Origin of the sequence: Yersinia thracica, assembly GCF_902170565.1 — a bacterium.
GTDB lineage: Bacteria > Pseudomonadota > Gammaproteobacteria > Enterobacterales > Enterobacteriaceae > Yersinia > Yersinia thracica.
This window is the reverse complement of sequence record NZ_CABHXX010000136.1, coordinates 43,930-63,629: the sequence shown is the minus strand read 5'-3', so window position 1 is coordinate 63,629 and position 19,700 is coordinate 43,930. Positions and strand designations below refer to the sequence as shown.

Here is a 19,700-nt window from a genome sequence, read left to right as displayed (position 1 = left end):
AGGAATTGCTATGTCTAATAATGTCACCACTAAAAACCCATCACGCCCGCGCAAGGCACAACGTGAAGAAGCCCAAGAATTTATTGATACCCTGCAAGGGGTTAGCTTCCCTAATTCACAACGTATCTATCTGCAAGGTTCACGGCCCGATATTCAAGTGCCGATGCGCGAGATCCAGCTCAGCCCGACATTGATCGGCGGCGGTAAGGACTCACCCCACTATGAAGAAAATGAAGCTATTCCGGTGTATGACACCTCCGGCCCTTATGGTGATCCGCGCGCTAAGCTGGATGTGCATGCCGGTTTACCCAAACTGCGCGAGAGCTGGATAGCCGATCGTCAGGATACCGCCGCGCTCACCTCGGTCAGCTCTGGCTTTACCCAACAGCGCTTGGCTGATGAGGGTTTGGACCATTTGCGTTTTGAGCATCTGCCCCGTCCCAGAAAAGCCCTTGCGGGTCAATGTGTCACTCAATTGCATTACGCCCGTGCGGGTAAAATCACCCCAGAAATGGAGTTTATCGCCCTGCGGGAAAATATGGGCCGTGAACGTATTCGCGGTGAAGTATTACGCCAACAGCATGCGGGGCAAGCATTTGGCGCGCATTTACCAGAGAATATCACCGCAGAATTTGTCCGGCAGGAAGTGGCCGCCGGTCGAGCTATCATCCCCGCGAATATTAACCACCCCGAATCTGAGCCGATGATTATTGGCCGTAACTTTTTGGTGAAAGTGAACGCCAACATCGGCAACTCTGCCGTCACCTCCTCCATTGAGGAAGAGGTGGAAAAACTGGTGTGGTCGACGCGCTGGGGGGCAGATACCGTGATGGATTTGTCCACTGGCCGCTATATTCATGAAACTCGTGAATGGATACTGCGCAATAGCCCTGTTCCCATTGGCACCGTCCCTATCTATCAGGCGCTGGAAAAAGTCAACGGCGTGGCGGAAAACCTGACGTGGGAAATGTTCCGTGACACCCTGCTAGAGCAGGCCGAGCAAGGGGTTGATTACTTTACTATTCATGCCGGTGTGCTGTTGCGCTATGTGCCGATGACCGCTAAACGTCTGACCGGTATTGTCTCGCGTGGCGGGTCAATTATGGCGAAGTGGTGCCTCTCCCATCATCAGGAAAATTTCCTGTATCAGCATTTCCGCGAAATCTGCCAGATCTGCGCGGCTTATGATGTTTCATTATCACTGGGTGATGGTCTGCGCCCTGGTTCCATTCAGGATGCCAATGATGAAGCCCAATTCGCTGAGCTGCATACCTTGGGCGAATTGACCAAAATTGCCTGGGAATATGATGTGCAGGTGATGATTGAAGGCCCTGGGCATGTGCCCATGCAGATGATTCGCCGCAATATGACCGAAGAATTGGAGCATTGCCACGAAGCGCCATTTTATACCTTAGGCCCCTTGACCACTGACATTGCCCCCGGTTATGACCATTTCACCTCCGGCATCGGCGCGGCGATGATCGGCTGGTTCGGCTGCGCCATGCTGTGTTATGTCACGCCAAAAGAGCACCTTGGCTTACCTAATAAAGAGGATGTAAAACAAGGGCTTATTACTTATAAAATTGCTGCTCATGCAGCTGATTTAGCAAAGGGCCACCCCGGCGCACAGATCCGCGATAACGCCATGTCAAAAGCGCGTTTTGAATTCCGTTGGGAAGATCAGTTCAATTTAGCTCTCGACCCTGAAACCGCGCGTGCTTATCACGATGAAACTCTGCCGCAAGAATCCGGCAAAGTGGCGCATTTCTGCTCCATGTGTGGGCCAAAATTCTGCTCGATGAAAATCTCACAAGAAGTCCGCGACTATGCGGCTAAGCAAGAACTGGCAGCGGCACAAGGAACAGCAGCCCAACCAATAGAAGTTTTGCAATCCGGTATGGAGCAGATGTCAGCTGAGTTCCGCTCCCGTGGTAGCGAGCTATATCACGCCCCCGCCAGTCTGAAAGCGGAGGCGAATAATGAGCCCGTCTGATAATGCTTTATTTTCTGCCAAGAGAGGTTTTCCCGCGACCAAACAGCGCCTTGGTCTGTATCCCGTAGTCGATTCCGTGCTGTGGATAGAGCGCCTGCTTGCGGCGGGGGTGACCACCATTCAACTGCGTATCAAGGATTTAGAGGATGCGCAGGTAGAACAAGATATTGCTGCCGCCATTGAATTGGGTAAACACTATCAGGCACGCTTATTTATCAATGATTACTGGCGGCTGGCGATTAAACATGGCGCTTATGGGGTGCATCTGGGGCAGGAAGATCTGGCAACCACTGATTTGGCTGCAATTCAGCAAGCCGGATTGCGGCTCGGGGTCTCCACTCACGATGAACACGAACTGGCGATAGCCAAAGCCGTCCGCCCCTCTTACATTGCAATCGGGCATATTTTCCCCACCCAAACCAAACAGATGCCATCATCCCCACAAGGGCTGGCGGTGCTTAAACAGATGGTCGATAACACCGCGGATTACCCGACGGTGGCGATTGGCGGTATCAGTATTGAGCGCGTCCCCGCCGTATTAGCAACTGGTGTCGGCAGTGTGGCGGTGGTCAGCGCAATTACTCAAGCCGATAACTGGCAGCAGGCCACCGCGCAATTACTGCATCTGATCGAGGGCAAGGAGCTGGCTAATGATAAACATGCATGAATTGAGTGACAGTGAATTCTTGCGCTACAGCCGCCAGTTATTGCTGGAAGATATTGGCCCCGAGGGCCAATTGAAACTGAAAAGTGCCAGTGTATTGATTGTCGGACTTGGTGGCCTGGGTTCTCCAGCGGCGCTCTATTTGGCGGCTGCTGGTGTTGGAAAATTATTATTGGCTGACGATGACCGGCTAGAATTGACCAATTTGCAGCGCCAAATCCTGTATCGCACCACGGATCTCGACCGAAAATCGTCCACTAACCCAACTAAAGCGCAGTTAGCCCAGCATCATTTGCAAAACCTTAACCCACTGCTTGAAATTATCGCGTTGGAAACACGGCTGGCCGACCAGGGGCTGGCTGATGCTGTTGCTGGAGTGAATTTAGTGCTCGATTGCAGTGACAATATGGAGACGCGCCATCAAGTCAATGCCGCCTGTACTAAAGCACAAAAACCGTTAATCAGCGGCAGCGCCGTGGGGTTCAGCGGGCAGTTATTAGTGATTGAACCGCCCTATTCCCAAGGTTGCTATGCTTGTCTTTATCCCGATAAAGAGCTACCGCAACGTAACTGCCGTACTGCCGGTATATTGGGGCCGGTGGTCGGTGTCATCGGCACCTTGCAAGCACTGGAGGCCATTAAAATGCTGGCCGGCCTCGCCTCCCCGCTCAGTGGGAAATTGCGCCTATTTGATGGGAAGCAGCAGAGTTGGAGCACCTTGCAACTCACGCGAGCGAAGCATTGCCCAGCTTGTGGAGGCTCACAGTGAAGGCCACTCATATCCAGATTGTGCTCAATGACCAGCCATTAGAGGTGGAGACCAATATCACCGCCGAGATGCTGCTCAATCAGCTTAAACGCCACCAGCCGGGTACGGCGCTGGCGATTAATCAGGTCATCATCCCGCGCGCTGACTGGGAAAAATGCCAGTTACACGAGGGTGATGATATTTTGCTATTCCAAGCGATTGCCGGGGGCTGACATGCTGAAAATCGCCGATACCATTTTTACCTCCCGTTTATTTACTGGCACGGGCAAATTTTCTACAGCTGAATTGATGTTAGAAGCATTGCAAGCCTCCGGTTCACAACTGATTACCATGGCGATGAAACGGGTAGATTTACACGCCGGTAACGATGCTATTCTGGCCCCATTGCGCCAATTGGGTGTCCGTTTACTGCCCAATACCTCCGGCGCGAAAACTGCGCAAGAAGCTGTTTTTGCTGCGCGTTTGGCACGTGAAGCTCTGGGCACCCATTGGGTGAAACTGGAAATCCATCCCGATGTGAAGTATTTGCTGCCTGACCCGATAGAAACTCTTAAAGCCGCCGAAATACTGGTGAAGGAGGGTTTTGTGGTTTTGCCTTACTGCGGCGCGGACCCGGTTCTGTGCAAACGGCTGGAGGAAGTCGGCTGTGCGGCGGTCATGCCATTGGGCGCGCCTATTGGTTCCAATTTAGGATTACGCACCCGCGACTTTCTGCAAATCATTATCGAGCAGGCCAAAGTTCCGGTGGTGGTCGATGCCGGAATTGGCGCACCAAGCCATGCCCTTGAGGCCATAGAACTGGGTGCGGATGCCGTTCTGGTGAATACCGCGATTGCGGTTGCCCACTCACCGGTGCAAATGGCCCATGCTTTTCGCTTAGCAGTGGAGTCCGGCGAATTGGCGCGTCAAGCGGGTCTGGGCAATCGACAGTTTGATAGGGCCATTGCTACCAGCCCGCTGACCGGCTTCCTCAGCCAGATTGAGGAAAAAAATCATGTCTGAAGACTTCAGTCAGCGCTGGCAGCAATTGGATTGGGATGATATCGCTCTGCGCATCAACAGCAAAACCGCTGCGGATGTTGAGCGGGCGATTAATGCGGCTAAACCGAATCGTGATGATTTAATGGCACTTATTTCTCCCTCCGCATCGGCTTATCTGGAGCCAATGGCGCAGAAAGCCCAACAACTGACCCGCCAGCGCTTTGGTAATACGGTCAGTTTTTATGTTCCGCTCTATCTTTCTAATCTGTGCGCCAATGACTGTACTTATTGTGGTTTTTCAATGAGTAATCGCATCAAACGCAAGACATTGGACAATGCTGAAATCATCCGCGAGTGTGCCGCCATCAAAGCACTGGGCTTCGAACATTTGCTATTGGTCACTGGGGAGCACCAGGCAAAAGTCGGCATGGATTATTTCCGGCGTCATTTCCCGACTATCCGCAGCCAATTCAGCTCGCTGATGATGGAGGTCCAGCCATTGGCAGAAAATGAATATGCGGAGCTAAAAACACTGGGGCTAGATGGCGTGATGGTTTATCAAGAAACCTATCATCCGGCGACTTATCAGCGCCATCACTTGCGCGGCCATAAGCAGGATTTTCACTGGCGGCTGGCCACTCCTGATCGTCTGGGCCGAGCGGGGATCGATAAGATCGGATTAGGTGCTTTGATTGGCTTGTCGAACAGTTGGCGCACCGACTGCTACATGTTGGCGGAACATCTGTTTTATTTGCAACAAACATATTGGCAGAGCCGCTATTCTATTTCATTCCCACGCCTACGCCCGTGCGCTGGAGGGATCGAGCCAGCATCAATGATGAGTGAGCCACAACTCCTACAACTGATCTGTGCTTTTCGTTTATTTGCACCTGATGTGGAACTGTCGCTCTCGACCCGTGAATCACCTTTCTTCCGCGATAACGTGATTCCGCTGGCAATCAATAATGTCAGTGCGGGTTCGAAAACACAGCCGGGCGGGTATGCCGATAATCATCCTGAGCTTGAACAGTTTGCTCCTCATGATAATCGCACCCCGGAGCAAGTCGCTCAGGCATTGACGCTAGCCGGATTACAGCCAGTGTGGAAAGATTGGGATAGTCATTTAGGCCGTTCACTACAATAAAATCTGGTTTTTCATCCGGAAAATTAGCCAAAAAAAACCGCCCCGAAAGGAGCGGTTTTTACTTTGGTGACTGACAAAGGGATTAGCCTTTGTTGTTACCAAAACCGGCGTTGAGCAATTCAGCCAGGTTAGCAGTCGCTTCATCCGCGCTGACTTGCGGAACCACTGGTGCTTCACTCTGTGCTTTACGGCGTGCACGTTCCTGATGATAAGCGTAACCGGTACCGGCTGGGATCAGACGGCCCACGATGACGTTTTCTTTCAGGCCGCGCAGTTCATCACGTTTACCGGCAACTGCCGCTTCAGTAAGAACGCGCGTGGTTTCCTGGAACGAAGCCGCAGAGATGAAGGACTCGGTCGCCAAGGATGCCTTGGTGATACCCAGCAGGTCACGGGTGAACGTAGCCTCAATTTTACCTTCAGCTGCCAGCTTACGGTTAGCGATTTTAACGCGAGACATTTCTGCCTGCTCGCCTTCCAGGAAGTCGGTGCTACCTGCATCAACGATGGTGCCTTTACGCAGCATCTGACGAACGATAACTTCAATGTGTTTATCGTTTATCTTAACGCCTTGCAGACGGTAAACTTCCTGCACTTCGTTGGTGATGTAACGGGTAACCGCGTGAACGCCACGCAGACGCAGAATGTCGTGTGGAGATTCTGGGCCGTCGGAAACCACGTCACCGCGTTCTACAATTTCACCTTCGAACACGTTGAGCTGACGCCATTTTGGAATCATCTCTTCGTATGCATCACTACCATCCAATGGTGAAATCACCAGACGACGCTTGCCTTTGGTCTCTTTACCGAACGAGATAATCCCGCTGATTTCAGCCAGGATTGCAGGCTCTTTCGGACGACGAGCTTCGAACAAGTCAGCAACACGTGGCAGACCACCGGTAATATCCTTGGTACCGCTTGATTCCTGAGGAATACGCGCCAGGGTATCACCCGCACCAATTTGAATACCGTCTTCCAGCTGAACAATCGCTTTACCTGGCAGGAAGTATTGAGCAGGCATATCCGTACCTGGAATCAATACATCGTCGCCTTTGGCATCAACGATTTTCAGTGCCGGACGCAGGTCTTTACCGCTACCAGTACGCTCTGCGCTGTCCAGTACTACCAGAGAAGACAAACCAGTCAGTTCGTCGGTCTGGCGTGTAATGGTCTGGCCGTCAACCATGTCCGCGAAGCGGATGAAACCGCTCACTTCAGTGACAACTGGCATGATGTGCGGATCCCAGTTAGCAACGGTTTCGCCGCCCTGGACTTCTGCGCCATCGCCTTTAGCCATTACAGCACCGTAAGGCACTTTGTAGCTTTCTTTAGTACGGCCGAATTCGTCGATCAGCTTCAGCTCAGTATTACGAGAAGTAATAACCAGCTTGCCCGCTGCATTGGTAACGAACTTGACGTTGCTCAGTTTCAAGCTGCCTTTGTTCTTAACCTGAATGCTGGACTCTGCTGCCGCACGAGATGCCGCACCACCGATGTGGAACGTACGCATCGTAAGCTGGGTACCCGGCTCACCGATGGACTGTGCTGCAATAACACCAACCGCTTCACCTTTGTTGATGATGTGGCCACGTGCCAGGTCGCGACCATAGCAGTTTGCACACACACCAAAGTCAGTTTCACAGCTGACTACTGAACGAACTTTAACGCTGTCGACGGAGTTTTCTTCTAACAGATCACACCATTTTTCGTCCAGCAGGGTGTTACGCGGAACAAGAATATCAGCCGTACCCGGTTTGATAACTTCTTCTGCAGTCACACGACCCAGTACACGGTCACGCAGTGGCTCTTTAACATCACCACCTTCGATAACTGGGGTCATCACGATACCGTTATGGGTACCACAATCATCCTCAGTCACCACCAGATCCTGTGCCACGTCAACTAAACGACGGGTCAGGTAACCGGAGTTCGCAGTTTTCAATGCGGTATCCGCCAAACCTTTACGCGCACCGTGGGTTGAGATGAAGTACTGAAGTACGTTCAAACCTTCACGGAAGTTCGCGGTGATTGGCGTTTCAATGATCGAACCATCTGGCTTAGCCATCAGGCCTCGCATCCCTGCCAGCTGACGAATCTGTGCTGCAGAACCACGCGCACCGGAGTCGGCCATCATAAAGATGCTGTTGAATGACACTTGCTGTTCGACAACGCCGTCACGGTTGACAACATCTTCTACCGACAAGTTATCCATCATCGCCTTGGCAACACGTTCGTTAGCCGCGGCCCAGATATCGATCACTTTGTTATAACGTTCGCCTGCCGTTACCAGACCAGATTGGAACTGCTCCTGGATCTCAGCAACTTCAGTTTCAGCTTCTTCGATGATCCCTGCTTTCGCATCTGGGATAACCATGTCATCGATACCTACAGAGGCACCTGAGCGTGCTGCGTAAGCAAAACCGGTGTACATGATCTGGTCAGCAAAGATAACCGTTGGCTTCAAACCCAGGATGCGGTAACAAGTGTTCAGCATCTTGGAGATAGCTTTTTTGCCCAGCGGCTGGTTCACGATAGAGTAAGGCAGGCCTTGTGGAACGATCATCCACAAAATAGCACGGCCGACTGTCGTATCGATAATACTGGTACGCGTAATGCTTTCGCCTTCGACATTACGAATTTCTTCAGTAATACGCACTTTTACGCGGGCATGCAGAGATGCCAGACCAGCACGATAAATACGCTCAGCTTCTTTCGGACCAGTCAGAACCATGCCTTCGCCTTTGGCGTTAACACAGTCACGGGTCATGTAATACAGACCCAATACAACGTCCTGAGAAGGAACGATGATTGGCTCGCCGTTCGCTGGTGACAGAATGTTGTTGGTCGACATCATCAACGCACGTGCTTCTAACTGAGCTTCCAGTGTCAGCGGTACGTGAACAGCCATTTGGTCACCATCGAAGTCGGCGTTATATGCCGCACAAACCAGTGGATGCAACTGGATGGCTTTACCTTCGATCAGAACCGGTTCAAACGCCTGGATACCCAAACGGTGAAGGGTTGGTGCACGGTTCAGCAGCACTGGGTGCTCGCGGATAACTTCATCCAGGATATCCCAAACAACGGCTTCTTCACGCTCAACCATCTTCTTAGCAGCTTTAATGGTGGTAGCAAGACCACGCAATTCTAGCTTGCCGTAGATGAACGGTTTGAACAGCTCAAGAGCCATTTTCTTAGGCAGGCCGCACTGATGCAGACGCAGGTATGGACCAACGGTGATTACCGAACGACCTGAGTAGTCAACACGTTTACCCAGCAAGTTCTGACGGAAACGACCTTGCTTACCTTTGATCATGTCAGCCAGTGACTTCAACGGACGCTTGTTAGAGCCGGTAATCGCACGACCACGACGGCCGTTATCCAGCAATGCATCTACTGCTTCTTGCAGCATACGCTTTTCGTTGCGCACAATGATGTCAGGAGCAGCCAAGTCAAGCAGGCGTTTCAGACGGTTGTTACGGTTGATCACGCGACGATACAAATCGTTCAGATCAGACGTCGCAAAACGACCACCATCCAACGGTACCAATGGACGCAAGTCTGGCGGCAACACAGGCAGCACGGTCAGGATCATCCACTCTGGCTTGTTGCCAGACTGTACGAACGCTTCCAGCAGCTTGATACGCTTGGTCAGCTTCTTACGCTTGGTTTCAGAATTTGTTTCGTTCAATTCTTCACGCAGGATCTCGCACTCTGCTTCCAGATCCATGTTTTTCAACAGGGCCTGAATAGCTTCGGCGCCCATTTTCGCGTCGAACTCATCACCAAACTCTTCCAACGCGTCCAGATACTGCTCTTCAGTCAGGATCTGACGGCGTTCCAAGTTGGTCATACCGCCTTCAATAACCACATAGGATTCGAAGTACAGTACGCGTTCGATGTCACGTAATGGCATATCCAGCAGCAAACCGATGCGGGATGGCAGCGATTTCAGGAACCAGATGTGCGCAGTGGGAGAAGCCAGCTCGATGTGACCCATACGCTCGCGGCGTACTTTGGTTTGAGTCACTTCAACGCCGCATTTCTCACAAATAACACCACGGTGTTTCAAACGCTTGTACTTACCGCACAGGCATTCGTAATCTTTTACTGGGCCAAAGATACGGGCGCAGAAAAGGCCGTCACGTTCTGGTTTGAACGTACGGTAGTTAATGGTTTCCGGCTTTTTAACTTCGCCGAACGACCATGAACGGATCATGTCTGGCGAGGCCAGAGCAATTTTGATCGCATCAAACTCTTCGGTCTTAGTTTGCGCTTTCAGAAACTTTAATAAGTCTTTCACGGATTGGCTCCTGTCGGAGTTAGACCTGATAGGCGCTCAAGCCTAAGAATATAAAAACCTAAGTTTGAGCGCCCCTGTGACCAGTGCGAACCACCAGCAGACTCCCGGCTGTCAAAGTCTGCCGTCTGGAGAAGAATTACTCTTCTTCCAGCTCGATATTGATGCCCAGCGAGCGGATTTCTTTCAACAATACGTTGAAGGACTCCGGCATGCCTGGTTCCATACGGTGATCGCCATCCACGATGTTTTTGTACATCTTGGTACGGCCGTTTACATCGTCGGACTTGACGGTAAGCATTTCCTGCAATGTGTACGCGGCGCCATAAGCTTCCAACGCCCACACTTCCATCTCACCGAAGCGCTGACCACCGAACTGAGCCTTACCACCCAGCGGCTGCTGAGTAACCAGGCTGTAAGAACCGGTAGAACGCGCATGCATCTTGTCATCAACCAAGTGGTTCAGTTTCAGCATATACATGTAGCCGACAGTAACCTGGCGTTCGAACTGCTCACCGGTACGGCCGTCAAACAGAGTAATCTGACCAGAAGTTGGCAGGCCACCCAGCTGTAACAGTTCCTTGATTTCTTTCTCTGTCGCACCATCGAACACTGGCGTTGCGATTGGCATACCTTTTTTCAGGTTCTCAGCCAGACGCAATACTTCGTCATCGGTGAAGGTGCTCAGATCAACTTTCTGACAAACGTTATCGCCCAGATCGTAGGCTTTCTGGATAAACTCACGCAGTTTGGCAACTTCCTCCTGCTTCTTCAGCATGGCGTTGATTTTCTCGCCGATGCCTTTCGCTGCCATCCCTAAGTGGGTTTCCAAAATCTGACCGATGTTCATACGCGATGGTACGCCCAGCGGGTTCAGAACGATGTCTACCGGCGTACCGTTTTCATCGTAAGGCATATCTTCGATCGGGTTAATCTTGGAGATAACACCTTTGTTACCGTGACGACCGGCCATCTTGTCACCCGGTTGAATCTGACGTTTAACCGCCAGATACACCTTGACGATCTTCAGCACGCCTGGTGCCAAATCATCACCTTGGGTGATCTTACGACGCTTGGCATCCATCTTCTTCTCGAATTCGGATTTCATTTCGTCGTACTGCTCTGCCAACTGTTCCAGCTGGTTTTGCTTGTCTTCATCGGTCAGGCCAAGTTCCAGCCAGCGATCACGTGGTAATTTGCTCAGCTTGTCAGCTTCGATGCCACCAGAAACCAGTACTGCATGGATACGTGCAAACAGGCCTGCTTCCAGGATCTGCAATTCTTCAGTCAGGTCTTTCTTGGCCTGCTTCAGTTGCATCTCTTCGATTTCCAACGCACGTTTGTCTTTTTCTACGCCATCGCGAGTAAAGACTTGTACGTCGATAACCGTACCGGAAACACCGTTTGGTACACGCAGAGAAGAGTCTTTAACGTCAGACGCTTTCTCACCGAAGATCGCACGTAACAGCTTCTCTTCTGGCGTCAGCTGGGTTTCACCTTTAGGTGTTACCTTACCCACCAGAATATCACCGCCAGTCACTTCAGCACCGATATATACGATACCGGATTCATCCAGTTTGGAGAGTGCAGCTTCACCGACATTCGGGATATCAGCAGTGATCTCTTCTGGCCCCAGCTTAGTGTCACGAGACACACAGGCCAGTTCTTGAATGTGAATAGTCGTGAAACGATCTTCTTGCACCACGCGCTCGGAGACCAAGATGGAGTCTTCGAAGTTGTAACCGTTCCAAGGCATGAAGGCTACGCGCATGTTCTGACCCAATGCCAGTTCGCCCAGGTCTGTTGATGGGCCATCTGCCAGCACGTCGCCACGCTCGATTGGCTCACCCAGATTCACACACGGCATCTGGTTGATACAGGTGTTCTGGTTAGAACGGGTGTATTTGGTCAGGTTATAAATATCAATACCTGCTTCGCCCGGATACATTTCGTCTTCGTTAACTTTAATCACGATACGAGATGCATCTACATACTGAACAGTACCGCCACGCTTGGCTACAGAGGTTACCCCTGAGTCAACCGCTACCGCACGTTCCATACCAGTACCCACCAACGGCTTATCAGCACGCAGAGTAGGAACCGCCTGACGTTGCATGTTTGCACCCATCAAGGCGCGGTTGGCGTCATCGTGTTCCAAGAATGGAATCAGAGAAGCACCAACGGATACGATCTGCTGGGTAGATACGTCCATATAGTCAACTTGATCGCGGCTAAACAGGCTTGATTCGCCTTTGCTACGACAAGTGACCAAGTCTTCCAAGAAGCGACCTTCATCATCCAAGTTGGAGTTCGCCTGAGCGATAACGAAGTTGCCTTCTTCAATAGCAGACAGATAGTTAATTTCATCGGTCACTACACCATCACGTACACGACGATAAGGTGTTTCCAGGAAACCATACTCATTGGTCTGTGCGTACACGGACAAGGAGTTGATCAGACCGATGTTTGGACCTTCTGGCGTTTCGATTGGACATACGCGACCATAGTGAGTCGGGTGTACATCTCGAACTTCAAAGCCAGCACGTTCACGGGTCAAACCGCCCGGGCCCAATGCAGAGATACGGCGTTTATGCGTAATCTCAGACAACGGGTTGTTCTGGTCCATAAATTGTGACAGCTGGCTGGAACCAAAGAACTCTTTCACCGCAGCCGAGATCGGCTTAGCGTTGATCATGTCCTGAGGCATCAGTGTGTCGAGGTCGCCCAGAGACAAACGCTCCTTAACCGCACGCTCAACACGAACCAGACCTACACGGAACTGGTTTTCAGCCATTTCACCAACGGAACGAATACGACGGTTGCCTAAGTGGTCGATATCATCCACTTCGCCTTTACCGTTACGGATATCGATGAGCTTCTTCATCACTTCTGTGATGTCTTCTTTGCTCAGGATACCGGAACCTTCGATCTCGTCACGCAACAGAGAACGGTTGAACTTCATCCGGCCAACCGCAGACAAATCGTAGCGGTCTTCAGAGAAGAACAGATTCTCAAACAGATTTTCAGCTGCTTCACGTGTTGGTGGCTCACCAGGACGCATCATGCGGTAGATCTCAACCAAAGCGCTCAGACGATCGCTGGTTGGGTCAACACGCAGGGTCTCGGAGATATAAGCACCGTGATCCAGGTCGTTGGTGAACAATGTTTCGATTTGCTTGTGGCCAGACTGGCTCAACTTAGCCAGCAAATCCAGTGACAGCTCCATGTTGGCTGCACAGATTAGCTCACCAGTGTTCTCATCAATGTAGTCTTTTGCGACCACTTTACCGGCAATGTATTCAACCGGAACTTCGATGCGATCAATACCGTCTTTTTCAAGCTGGCGAATATGACGTGCAGTAATACGACGCGCTTTCTCGACGTAAACTTTGCCATTCGCTTCAATATCAAAGGATGCCGTTTCACCGCGCAAGCGCTCTGGAACCAATTCCATCTGCAGCTTGTTGTCACGAATCTCAAAGACCACTTTGTCAAAGAACAGATCAAGGATCTGTGTTGTGGTGAAATTCAATGCACGCAGAATGATGGTTGCCGGCAACTTACGACGACGGTCAATACGGACAAACAGGTTGTCTTTCGGGTCAAACTCGAAATCTAACCATGAACCGCGGTAAGGGATGATACGTGCGTTATACAGCACTTTACCCGAGGAATGGGTTTTACCCTTATCGCTGTCAAAGAATACGCCAGGACTACGGTGCAGCTGAGATACGATAACCCTCTCAGTACCGTTAATGACAAAGGTACCGTTTTCGGTCATGAGTGGAATTTCACCCATGTAGACTTCTTGTTCTTTGATGTCTTTGACCGTACCTTCCGGAGCTTCACGCTCATAGATTACCAAGCGCAATTTAACGCGCAGCGGTGCGGAATAAGTCACACCACGGATCTGGCACTCTTTGACGTCAAATACTGGCTCACCAAGACGGTAGCTAACGTATTGCAGCTCCGAATTGCCGCTGTAGCTCTGGATTGGAAACACAGAACGGAATGCTGCTTCCAGACCGTGTTGTCCTTCAGGATCTTGCTCGATAAACTTCTGGAACGAGTCAAGTTGGATAGAAAGGAGATAAGGTATGTCCAAAACTTGTGGACGTTTACCAAAATCCTTACGAATACGTTTTTTCTCGGTATAGGAGTAAACCATAGGGTTCCTCAGCTCGCTGAAAAGTCGACCCACTCTGTCTGCCCTGAAACCAGGACAGGTCATGCAACACTATTATTTAGAATGAGAAGTCGAAACACTTCTCGGAATACTCTTTTCTATCACTCTTAAACCATTTCATCGCGTTACTTTGACTACCGAGCTACCCGAGTGGGTCGTAGCTGAGAACGCAGTATATTAAGTCGTCAATAGAAAGGAATATTAGGGGTTAGTTAGCCGCTAAACAGTGTGAAATGCGACTAACGCCCTACAGCGCAAAAAGGCTGATGACTAAAAAGTCACCAGCCATCAGCCTATAAGTTAGGCTGCAAACTCAAAGCTTAACTTACTTGATCTCAACAGAAGCACCAGCTTCTTCCAGAGATTTTTTCAGAGTTTCAGCTTCGTCTTTGTTCACGCCTTCTTTCAGAACTGCAGGTGCAGATTCAACCAGGTCTTTAGCTTCTTTCAAGCCCAGGCCAGTTGCGCCGCGAACAGCTTTGATTACTGCAACTTTGTTGTCGCCGAATGAAGCCAGAACAACGTTGAATTCAGTTTGTTCTTCTACAGCTTCAGCAGCAGCAGCAGGACCTGCAGCAACAGCAGCAGCTGAAACGCCGAATTTCTCTTCCATAGCAGAGATCAGTTCAACGATTTCCATTACAGACAGAGCTGCAACGCCTTCAAGAATTTGGTCTTTAGTGATAGTTGACATAACAAGTGTTCCTAAAATACAGAAATAGTTTATACGTTAAAAAGCAATGACTTAAAAAGTGAGGGCGAATTAAGCCGCTTCAGCTTCTTTTTGGTCACGCAGCGCAGCCAATGTACGAACCAATTTGCCAGCAGCGGCTTCTTTCATGGTTCCCATCAGACGTGCGATTGCTTCTTCGTAGGTTGGCAGAGTTGCCAGGCGGTCGATCTGAGCCGCAGGGATTAACTCGCCTTCAAAGGCTGCTGCTTTAACCTCAAATTTCGCATTATCTTTAGCAAATGCTTTGAACAAACGAGCAGCTGCGCCCGGGTGTTCTGAAGAGAATGCAATCAAGGTTGGACCAACAAACGTGTCTTTCAGGCATTCGAACGGAGTGCCTTCAACAATGCGACGCAGCAAGGTGTTACGAACAACTTGCATGTGAACGCCAGCTTCACGACCTGCTTTACGCAGTTCAGTCATTTTATCAACGGTAACGCCACGAGAATCCGCAACAACCGCAGACAGCGCACCTTTGGCTACTTCTTTAACTTCAGCAACAATCGCTTGTTTGCCTTGAAGATTTAGTGCCATTAGTTCTTGCTCCTGGATTAACCGGGGATTAATTCCCCGGAACTCACGTCACCCAACTCACAACAAAATTGCAGTGAGCGGGCGTTGAAACACGGTGAGCAGAATCCAGCAAAGACTATTCTTTATCATTCTTTATAAACAAATAAAGAAAGAAAAAATTTCTTCAGGTTCTGTCACCGTCTACGCAGGAAATTAAGTGCTTCGCAACACACCTGCGGTCTTGGACGGAGGCTTGGATAAGGCCAAGCTCCAACCGAAAATTCTGTTTTCTACCGATTGCACATTTGTCATTAACAAATAAGCCATCAACAGAAGCATGGGCGTAAGATTCTAGACAAACCTTACGTCCACGTAAAGCGATAAAAGCAAATAGTGATTAGCTCACTACTGCTGACAGGCCGCTTTGATCAATCGCAACGCCGGCGCCCATGGTAGTGGACAGGCTGATTTTCTTGATATAAACGCCTTTCGCTGTAGCAGGTTTAGCACGCTTCAGCGCAACAACCAGAGATTCTAAGTTTTCTCTCAACTTTTCTGAGTCGAAATCAACTTTACCAATGGTCGTGTGGATAATACCGTTTTTGTCGTTGCGATAACGAACCTGACCTGCTTTAGCATTCTTAACTGCTTCAGCAACGTTAGGAGTAACAGTACCCACTTTAGGGTTTGGCATCAGGCCACGTGGGCCCAAGATTTGGCCTAATTGACCTACAACGCGCATTGCATCCGGGGAAGCAATAACAACGTCGAAGTTCATTTCGCCTTTCTTGATTTGATCAGCCAGATCTTCCATACCTACCAATTCAGCGCCTGCTTCTTTCGCAGCTTCAGCGTTTGCACCCTGAGCGAAAACAGCAACACGAACTGAACGGCCAGTACCATGTGGCAACACAGTTGCGCCACGAACGTTCTGGTCAGATTTACGTGCATCGATACCGAGATTAACGGCAACGTCCACGCTTTCTACGAATTTAGCAGTAGCCAGCTCTTTCAGCAGGGCAACAGCTTCGTTGATATCATATTGCTTAGTAACATCAACTTTGTCACGGATCACGCGCATGCGCTTGGTCAGCTTAGCCATTTATTAACCCTCCACTACCAGGCCCATGGAACGAGCAGTACCTTCGATTGAACGCATCATGTCGTCAATTGAAGCACCAGTCATATCCGCAGCTTTGGTTTCTGCGATTTCACGGACCTGAGCACTGGTCACTTTACCTACTTTGTCTTTGTTCGGCACGCCAGAACCAGACTTAATACCTGCCGCTTTTTTCAGCAGAACTGCTGCTGGCGGGGTTTTAGTAACGAAAGTGAAAGAGCGATCAGAATAAACAGTAATAACAACAGGGATCGGCAGGCCTTTTTCAATGCTTTCAGTCTTAGCATTGAACGCTTTACAGAATTCCATGATGTTAACACCCTGCTGACCCAATGCTGGGCCAACTGGTGGACTTGGGTTCGCCATACCAGCTGCAACTTGCAGCTTGACATAGGCTTGTACTTTCTTAGCCATTTACGATTTCCTCGATTTGGGTAATATCGCCTCGCGTTCGAGGCTCCCCGTGTTTTGTCCCGCTATTATTTACTATGAAATAAATTGCCACGCATGACAAAAAGCAAGACATCTAAAAACAAAAGGCGCGAAATTATATTGTAATTTCGCGCCTAAGACAAGACTCAAATTTCAACCAATGGTGAAAAATGAATCAGCCTTTTTCTACCTGGCTGAAATCCAGTTCGACCGGTGTTGCACGGCCAAAGATGGAAACAGACACTTTCAAGCGACTCTTTTCATAGTCCACTTCTTCAACGACACCGTTAAAGTCTGCGAACGGACCATCGCTAACACGTACCAGTTCACCTGGTTCAAACAGTGTTTTAGGACGTGGTTTATCACCCACTTGTTGAAGGCGATTCATAATCGCATCAACTTCTTTATCACTGATTGGTGCCGGGCGATCGGATGTACCACCGATAAAGCCCATTACACGTGGCACGCTACGCACTAAGTGCCAGCTGGCATCTTCCATCACCATCTGAACCAGTACATAGCCTGGGAAGAATTTACGTTCACTTTTACGACGTTGACCGCCACGAATTTCGACGACTTCTTCCGTTGGGACCATGACTTCGCCAAACAGCTCTTCCATGTCATTTAACTTGATATGCTCACGCAGCGATTGAGCTACGCGGCCTTCAAAACCGGAAAACGCCTGAACGACGTACCAACGCTTTTTGGGTGCTTCAGACATCTTAGAACCTCAGGCCAGTAATAAATGATACCAGGCGGACCAGAATACCATCCAGCCCCCATAGAATCAGTGACATTACAGCAGTTACCGCAGCAACGATTAACGTTGTGTGCAGAGTTTCCTGACGGGTAGGCCAAATCACTTTACGCACTTCCGTGCGTGCTTCACGAGCAAACGCAACAGTGGCTTTACCTTTTGCCGTCATCAGCGCAACAGCACCAGCAACAGCGATAATTACTACAACTGCCAACGCGCGCAGCGGCAGGCTGAAATCACGGTAATAATAATTACCAACAATAGCGGCAACTAATAATACAGCAACGATTAGCCATTTAGCCGTTTCCAGGCCGCGTCCGCTCCCTGGAGCCTCGGTATTCGCACTCATAAACCAACCTGTCACTATGATTCAGAACAAACAACTTTGCTTCGCACCGCAAAGCAAACCAAGCCGAAGGATGCGCTAGAAATTCTCTAATCGGCACCACTCAGCACTATTCGCCGTACTTCCAGAGCCCATCTCACCAGTAATTATGATGAAAAAACCGCTGATGAGATAGGTTCTAGTATGACAACGTATAAAAAGGGCATCAAATGATGCCCTTTTATCACATGTCGCGTCAAATCTTATTCAATGACTTTTGCAACAACGCCAGCACCGACCGTACGACCGCCTTCACGAATCGCGAAGCGCAGACCGTCATCCATTGCGATAGGCGCAATCAGGTTAACAATCATTTGAATGTTATCACCTGGCATCACCATCTCAACGCCTTCTGGCAATTCAATAGTACCGGTTACGTCAGTTGTACGGAAGTAGAACTGAGGACGGTAGCCTTTGAAGAACGGAGTATGACGACCGCCTTCGTCTTTGCTCAGAATATAAACTTCTGATTCAAATTTGGTGTGTGGCTTGATAGAACCCGGTTTAGCCAGAACCTGACCACGTTCGATATCTTCACGTTTGATACCACGCAGCAGAACACCAACGTTCTCACCAGCACGGCCTTCGTCCAGCAGTTTGCGGAACATTTCAACGCCAGTACAAGTAGATTTAACCGTATCTTTCAGGCCGACAATTTCTACTTCTTCGCCAACTTTAACGATACCGCGCTCTACACGACCCGTTACAACCGTACCGCGGCCAGAGATAGAGAATACGTCTTCGATTGGCAACAGGAATGGCTTATCAATAGCACGCTCTGGTTCAGGGATGTAAGAATCCAGGTAGCCAGCCAGTTCGATAATTTTCGCTTCCCACTCAGGTTCGCCTTCCAATGCTTTCAGCGCTGAACCACGCACAACCGGCGTATCATCGCCTGGGAAATCGTAAGTAGACAGAAGATCACGCACTTCCATCTCTACCAGTTCCAACAGTTCCTCATCATCAACCATGTCACATTTGTTCATGAATACGATGATGTAAGGAACACCAACCTGACGGCCCAACAGGATGTGCTCACGAGTCTGTGGCATAGGGCCATCAGTTGCAGCAACAACCAAGATCGCGCCGTCCATCTGAGCAGCACCGGTGATCATGTTTTTAACGTAGTCGGCGTGCCCTGGGCAGTCAACGTGCGCATAGTGACGAGACGGGGTGTCATATTCAACATGAGACGTGTTGATGGTGATACCACGCGCCTTCTCTTCCGGAGCGTTGTCAATCTGGTCGAATGCACGAGCACTCCCGCCGTAGGTTTTAGCCAGAACGGTGGTGATTGCAGCAGTTAGGGTAGTTTTACCATGGTCAACGTGGCCGATAGTACCCACATTAACGTGCGGTTTTGTACGTTCAAACTTTTCTTTAGACATCGATTGTCCCTCTAAGACACGGAATCGGTGGTTTCACCACATCAACCAAGCGCATGCTTGCTGAATCCATAACACAGAAAGAAAATCAGGGGACGAGAAAATGAGAAGTGGTGCTGATAGGCAGATTCGAACTGCCGACCTCACCCTTACCAAGGGTGCGCTCTACCAACTGAGCCATATCAGCACATCTTGGAGCGGGCAGTGGGAATCGAACCCACATCATCAGCTTGGAAGGCTGAGGTAATAGCCATTATACGATGCCCGCATCTTAGAACTCGGCTACCTGACTTAATCTGCAGAAACTTGAAAGGAAGGGCTTGGCCACTTCACTCTTC

Annotated in this window: 15 protein-coding genes and 2 tRNA genes; 6 read left to right on the top strand and 11 right to left on the bottom strand. The window is 50.0% G+C overall.

All coding sequences use genetic code 11. From position 1 onward, the window contains the following. Positions 1-10 precede the first annotated feature (10 nt). The 6 genes from thiC to thiH are packed head-to-tail and all read left to right on the top strand — an operon-like array spanning position 11 to position 5,551. Positions 11-1,993: a phosphomethylpyrimidine synthase ThiC gene (gene thiC / locus FTA91_RS19650; protein ID WP_050116444.1), complete on the top strand. Its 1,983-nt coding sequence runs from the start codon at positions 11-13 to the stop codon at positions 1,991-1,993. Continuing rightward, complete coding sequence (thiE, locus tag FTA91_RS19645; protein ID WP_050116443.1) at positions 1,980-2,660, top strand: thiamine phosphate synthase; 681 nt, start codon at positions 1,980-1,982, stop codon at positions 2,658-2,660. Before thiC ends, thiE begins: the two co-directional genes overlap by 14 nt. Beyond that, positions 2,644-3,426 carry a HesA/MoeB/ThiF family protein gene (locus tag FTA91_RS19640; protein WP_050116442.1) on the top strand — a complete coding sequence of 261 codons (783 nt, stop codon included), beginning with the start codon at positions 2,644-2,646 and terminating at the stop codon, positions 3,424-3,426. Before thiE ends, FTA91_RS19640 begins: the two co-directional genes overlap by 17 nt. Before the next feature lie 20 nt (positions 3,427-3,446). Further along, positions 3,447-3,638: a sulfur carrier protein ThiS gene (gene thiS / locus FTA91_RS19635; RefSeq protein ID WP_408065641.1), complete on the top strand. Its 192-nt coding sequence runs from the start codon at positions 3,447-3,449 to the stop codon at positions 3,636-3,638. Between the two features lies 1 nt (position 3,639). Further along, positions 3,640-4,428: a thiazole synthase gene (locus tag FTA91_RS19630; protein ID WP_050116440.1), complete on the top strand. Its 789-nt coding sequence runs from the start codon at positions 3,640-3,642 to the stop codon at positions 4,426-4,428. Further along, positions 4,421-5,551 (top strand): 2-iminoacetate synthase ThiH, encoded by a 1,131-nt coding sequence (thiH, locus tag FTA91_RS19625; RefSeq protein ID WP_050116439.1) that lies wholly within the window; start codon positions 4,421-4,423, stop codon positions 5,549-5,551. Before FTA91_RS19630 ends, thiH begins: the two co-directional genes overlap by 8 nt. An 82-nt stretch (positions 5,552-5,633) precedes the next feature. Here the strand turns inward: thiH and rpoC are convergent, their stop codons facing one another. The 11 genes from rpoC to FTA91_RS19565 form a co-directional block, all read right to left on the bottom strand. After that, complete coding sequence (rpoC, locus tag FTA91_RS19620; RefSeq protein ID WP_050116438.1) at positions 5,634-9,854, bottom strand: DNA-directed RNA polymerase subunit beta'; 4,221 nt, start codon at positions 9,852-9,854, stop codon at positions 5,634-5,636. Between the two features lie 136 nt (positions 9,855-9,990). After that, a complete protein-coding gene (rpoB, locus tag FTA91_RS19615; RefSeq protein WP_048618187.1) occupies positions 9,991-14,019 on the bottom strand; it encodes a DNA-directed RNA polymerase subunit beta in 4,029 nt (1,342 codons plus the stop codon). Between the two features lie 343 nt (positions 14,020-14,362). After that, on the bottom strand, positions 14,363-14,731 hold the full coding sequence (rplL, locus tag FTA91_RS19610; protein ID WP_050116437.1) for a 50S ribosomal protein L7/L12: 369 nt from the start codon (positions 14,729-14,731) through the stop codon (positions 14,363-14,365). 69 nt (positions 14,732-14,800) lie between these two features. After that, the gene (gene rplJ, locus FTA91_RS19605) at positions 14,801-15,304 is read right to left on the bottom strand and encodes a 50S ribosomal protein L10 (RefSeq protein ID WP_004393386.1); all 504 of its coding nucleotides are present in this window, start codon (positions 15,302-15,304) and stop codon (positions 14,801-14,803) included. Positions 15,305-15,680: 376 nt separating this feature from the next. Next, a complete protein-coding gene (rplA, locus tag FTA91_RS19600) occupies positions 15,681-16,385 on the bottom strand; it encodes a 50S ribosomal protein L1 (protein WP_050116436.1) in 705 nt (234 codons plus the stop codon). Positions 16,386-16,388: 3 nt separating this feature from the next. Next, positions 16,389-16,817, bottom strand: a complete 429-nt coding sequence (gene rplK / locus FTA91_RS19595; protein WP_050116435.1) for a 50S ribosomal protein L11 — start codon at positions 16,815-16,817, stop codon at positions 16,389-16,391. A 193-nt stretch (positions 16,818-17,010) separates the two neighbouring features. Further along, complete coding sequence (nusG, locus tag FTA91_RS19590; RefSeq protein WP_038638415.1) at positions 17,011-17,556, bottom strand: transcription termination/antitermination protein NusG; 546 nt, start codon at positions 17,554-17,556, stop codon at positions 17,011-17,013. 1 nt (position 17,557) lies between these two features. Continuing rightward, on the bottom strand, positions 17,558-17,941 hold the full coding sequence (gene secE / locus FTA91_RS19585; protein WP_004704671.1) for a preprotein translocase subunit SecE: 384 nt from the start codon (positions 17,939-17,941) through the stop codon (positions 17,558-17,560). A gap of 239 nt (positions 17,942-18,180) precedes the next feature. Continuing rightward, positions 18,181-19,365, bottom strand: coding sequence for an elongation factor Tu (gene tuf, locus FTA91_RS19575; RefSeq protein ID WP_004393380.1), 1,185 nt, complete (start codon positions 19,363-19,365; stop codon positions 18,181-18,183). 108 nt (positions 19,366-19,473) lie between these two features. Continuing rightward, positions 19,474-19,549, bottom strand: a tRNA-Thr gene (locus FTA91_RS19570). A 6-nt stretch (positions 19,550-19,555) separates the two neighbouring features. Then, a tRNA-Gly gene (locus tag FTA91_RS19565) sits at positions 19,556-19,630 on the bottom strand. Between the last annotated feature and the right edge of the window lie 70 nt (positions 19,631-19,700).

Coding starts and splice junctions, on each gene's coding strand:
- tuf (WP_004393380.1), bottom strand. CDS start 19,365: ATGTCTAAAGAAAAGTTTGAACGTACAAAACCGCACGTTAATGTGGGT.
- rplJ (WP_004393386.1), bottom strand. CDS start 15,304: ATGGCACTAAATCTTCAAGGCAAACAAGCGATTGTTGCTGAAGTTAAA.
- rplK (WP_050116435.1), bottom strand. CDS start 16,817: ATGGCTAAGAAAGTACAAGCCTATGTCAAGCTGCAAGTTGCAGCTGGT.
- rplA (WP_050116436.1), bottom strand. CDS start 16,385: ATGGCTAAGCTGACCAAGCGCATGCGCGTGATCCGTGACAAAGTTGAT.
- secE (WP_004704671.1), bottom strand. CDS start 17,941: ATGAGTGCGAATACCGAGGCTCCAGGGAGCGGACGCGGCCTGGAAACG.
- rpoB (WP_048618187.1), bottom strand. CDS start 14,019: ATGGTTTACTCCTATACCGAGAAAAAACGTATTCGTAAGGATTTTGGT.
- FTA91_RS19640 (WP_050116442.1), top strand. CDS start 2,644: ATGATAAACATGCATGAATTGAGTGACAGTGAATTCTTGCGCTACAGC.
- thiC (WP_050116444.1), top strand. CDS start 11: ATGTCTAATAATGTCACCACTAAAAACCCATCACGCCCGCGCAAGGCA.
- FTA91_RS19630 (WP_050116440.1), top strand. CDS start 3,640: ATGCTGAAAATCGCCGATACCATTTTTACCTCCCGTTTATTTACTGGC.
- thiE (WP_050116443.1), top strand. CDS start 1,980: ATGAGCCCGTCTGATAATGCTTTATTTTCTGCCAAGAGAGGTTTTCCC.
- nusG (WP_038638415.1), bottom strand. CDS start 17,556: ATGTCTGAAGCACCCAAAAAGCGTTGGTACGTCGTTCAGGCGTTTTCC.
- rplL (WP_050116437.1), bottom strand. CDS start 14,731: ATGTCAACTATCACTAAAGACCAAATTCTTGAAGGCGTTGCAGCTCTG.
- thiH (WP_050116439.1), top strand. CDS start 4,421: ATGTCTGAAGACTTCAGTCAGCGCTGGCAGCAATTGGATTGGGATGAT.